A 3,404-nucleotide genomic window follows, 5' to 3' on the forward strand; every position below is an offset into this window, starting at 1 on the left:
CCCCTACTCCCCTACTCCCCTACTCCCTGCGAGCATCATGCCCTACCAATCCCCGATCTCCCCCGGCCGTTCCTGGTATGAGGACACGGCCGGTCCGCGGCCTGAATACCCGGCGCTGGATGGCGACCGGACATGCGACGTCGTTGTCATCGGCGGCGGCTTTACCGGCCTGTCGGCGGCAGCGCATCTGGCCAAGGCGGGCGCCAATGTCGTTTTGATCGAGGCGTATCGCTTCGGTGATGGCGCCTCCGGGCGCAATGGTGGCCAACTTGGCACCGGCCAGCGCGCCTGGGCCGAAGACCTGGAGGCCGAGTACGGCTTGTTCCGCGCCAAGGCTCTGTTTGATCTTGCCGAAGAGGCGAAGGCGCATCTCCTCGAATTCACTGCCGCCAACCAGATCGATATCGACTATATGCCGGGCCAGCTCTCGGTGGCGCACAAGCCGCGCTATGTCGATGACTACAAGGCGCATGCCGAGATCATGGCGAGCCGTTTTTCCTACCCGCATATCTCGTTCATGGATGCCAGGGAGACGGCGGAGCGGCTGGGCTCGACCGCCTATTTCGGCGGCACGCGCGACACCGGCACAGGGCACATCCATCCGATGAAGCTGGTGATCGGCACAGCGCGGGTGGCAGCGCTTGCAGGCGCGCAGCTGTTCGAGGGGACTCAATCAACCGGCATCATTTCCAGTGGCGGCAAGATCAAGGTTTCGACGTCGAGAGGCACGGTGACGGCGCAGAAATGCCTGATCGCGGTCAACGCCTATGGCGGCGCGCTCGAGCCGGTGAGTGCCGCGCACGTCATGCCGATCGGTTCCTTCATCGGCGCGACCGTGCCTCTGGGAGCCGACTCGAACGTTTTGCGGGGCGGCGAGGCGGTCGACGATTCCCGCTTCGTCGTGCGCTATTTCCGCAGATCGAAGGACGGGCGGCTGCTGTTTGGCGGACGCGAGGTCTATGGCGTCAACGATCCCCGGGATATCCACATCCACATCCGTCGCCAGATCGCGGAACTCTATCCGGCGCTCGGGGATGTCGAGATCACGCATGGCTGGGGCGGCTATGTCGGCATCACGGTGCCAAGAAAGCCGTTCGTGCGCGAAGTGATGCCCAATGTGATCTCGGCCGGCGGCTATTCCGGCCACGGCGTCATGCTGTCGAACTACTTCGGTAAACTCTATGCCGAAACCGTTGCCGGCAACCGCGACCGGCTGAAGCTGATCGAGGATCTGAAAATCCCGCCTTTCCCTGGCGGCCGGCGTTTCCGCACGCCGCTGCTGTTCCTGGCGCTCAACTGGTTTGCGCTGCGCGACAGGATCTAGCCGGCCGGCCTGATGTAATATTGTAATATTTGTTGTAACATTTGTTGCCCGTGCGACGCATTGCGCAATTTCCCGCAAAGGCGCAGAATCCTCTATGTTGGCGTACTGATGCCACAATCGCAGGCGAAAGCTGCCGGTTCTGGGCGATTGTTCGGGGATTGTTGCGGGCCTGCCCGCGTTGTTTTTGGGACCGATGCGGATCAGACGCCGGACTTCCGGCACCGATTGAAAGAACGTCGGCCCGCTTATGGAGGTGGCAAGAGTGAGAGAGCCCTTCAGTTTCGGTACGCCGGAACGTCGGCGCTTTGCCATGCAGTTCGGATACGACATGCGGCCGTCCTTCTGGCAGGAAGTCCGTTCGAACTCGCATCTGGTGATTGCCGCGATCGGCACCGCCGCACTGCTTGGCGTCGCCGCCGTGGCGCTGTGGCTGGCGCTGCCGGCCAGCGACAGGCAAGCGGCAGCGAGCCCCGAACAGACCATTCCAACGGTTCCGGTGAAGACGACGAAAATAACCCCGGTTGGGGCCGCGGTCGCTGCGGCAGCCGTACCGCAGGCGCGCAAGTCCGACGCAATTCCAACAACTGTGGCGGCCGCGCAAGACAACATTCCCGCACTCGCCGCCAATGACCCGCGCTGGACCGGTTCCCAGCTGAAGGCCGCATCCGCGTCCGATTCGACTGCTCCCAGCCAGGTGGCGGACAAGGCACCCGACAAGCAAACGGCGGCATTCGCGCAGCCGGCAGCCGATACCGATGCCGCCACCGAACTTGCCAAGGTAGCCGCGCCCGGCGCAACCGCGGGCAACCATCCCGACGGCGCACAAACCGCCGCCATTCCCGAGGTGCAACCGCAAGTGCCGGCTCAAGAGCCCGCGGCAGAAGGTGATGACAGCCAGGCCAAGGCGAAGCCAAGGAAAGCCGCAGCCGCCGGAACAGGACGCATCCTGAGGGCCGTGACCATGCGAAGCGGCCCGAAGAAAAATGCCGCCGCCATCGGTACGGTGCCAGCCAAAACCTCGGTGCAGGTGATGAGCTGCAAGAAATGGTGCCAGATCACCTACAACGGCAAGACCGGCTGGATCTACAAGAGCTACATCAAGACCGGCGCCTGACGTCTACCGCCTTGGGTGAGGCACGCCCCTTATCTTGGCGCCTATCGTTCCCAAAACCGCTGCAGTGCGGAGCAGGCTTGCTTGATCGCCCGAACGGCTTTCGAAGACATAGCCGGCGGAACCGACGATGGCCGAGCCTCGCCGGCTGACGGAAACCTCGATCGTGAAGGCCTGCTCGGGTATCTTTGCACCTGCCGATGTTCCGGCCTTGACGAAGTTGGCCAGCGTGGGGCCGGCTCGACTTACGACCAGATCGCCGCGCCGCGAATTGACCGTGAATGTGCTGTAGAGATCAGGCAAAGAAATCGAGCGCAGCCTGGAAAAGTCCTGCAGCTCAGCCACGGATTCGAACGGTGCATGCTTGAAACCACCCACGACTTCGACCTTTTGCGTGGCCACCGCGGCAAAGATGCTGGCGCCGCTGCGGGAATATTCGACCGCGATCGCAAGCCAGTTGGACATCTCCGGATCGACGCCGAGCGAAGCGAAACCCTGGGCAAGCAGATTGTGATCGGCGGCGTTGAGATCGATCAGGCCCGAATGCCCCTGCAACCGCATCACGACCGTCAGATCGCCGACCACGCAGGAGACTGGCTCGAAATTGAGCGGCAACCCGATGTCCGGCCCGGCGCTCGACAGGCGCGCGGCCAGCACGTTGGTCAGGCCTTCGGCGAGCAGGCCGAACCGCTGGCTTTCGGTCTCATTCGAAGCGATCTTGAGCCGCGTCCAGGCGGTCAGGGCGAAGGTCGAGGTGATGGCGGAGACGATGAGGAGGAAGACAAGGACAGCGACGAGGGCGAAGCCGGAGGATTGGCACTCGCAAGAGGCCGATGAATCACGGGGATTTTCTTCGACCACAGTCCACCATCGAGAATAAAAGTGTGCTGTCACCCTACAATCGTTGTTTATCTTTCTTTAAATCATTCATCCCAAATCAATCTTAAATTTTTGTTTATTGGTATATAT

General features: G+C 62.1%; 3 protein-coding genes. 2 read left to right on the forward strand and 1 reads right to left on the reverse strand.

The features are described from left to right. Positions 1-37 precede the first annotated feature (37 nt). Both EN994_RS23435 and EN994_RS23440 read left to right on the forward strand, forming a co-directional pair. On the forward strand, positions 38-1,324 hold the full coding sequence (locus EN994_RS23435) for an FAD-binding oxidoreductase (RefSeq protein ID WP_063170069.1): 1,287 nt from the start codon (positions 38-40) through the stop codon (positions 1,322-1,324). Between the two features lie 262 nt (positions 1,325-1,586). After that, on the forward strand, positions 1,587-2,438 hold the full coding sequence (locus tag EN994_RS23440) for an SH3 domain-containing protein (protein WP_027162286.1): 852 nt from the start codon (positions 1,587-1,589) through the stop codon (positions 2,436-2,438). Positions 2,439-2,441: 3 nt separating this feature from the next. Here the strand turns inward: EN994_RS23440 and EN994_RS23445 are convergent, their stop codons facing one another. Next, entirely contained in the window at positions 2,442-3,296 is an 855-nt protein-coding gene (locus EN994_RS23445) for a hypothetical protein (RefSeq protein ID WP_063170068.1), read from the reverse strand. Between the last annotated feature and the right edge of the window lie 108 nt (positions 3,297-3,404).

The sequence above is a fragment of the Mesorhizobium sp. M7A.F.Ca.CA.002.09.1.1 genome (assembly GCF_003998555.1).
Lineage (GTDB): Bacteria > Pseudomonadota > Alphaproteobacteria > Rhizobiales > Rhizobiaceae > Mesorhizobium > Mesorhizobium ciceri.

Coding starts and splice junctions, on each gene's coding strand:
- EN994_RS23435 (WP_063170069.1), top strand. CDS start 38: ATGCCCTACCAATCCCCGATCTCCCCCGGCCGTTCCTGGTATGAGGAC.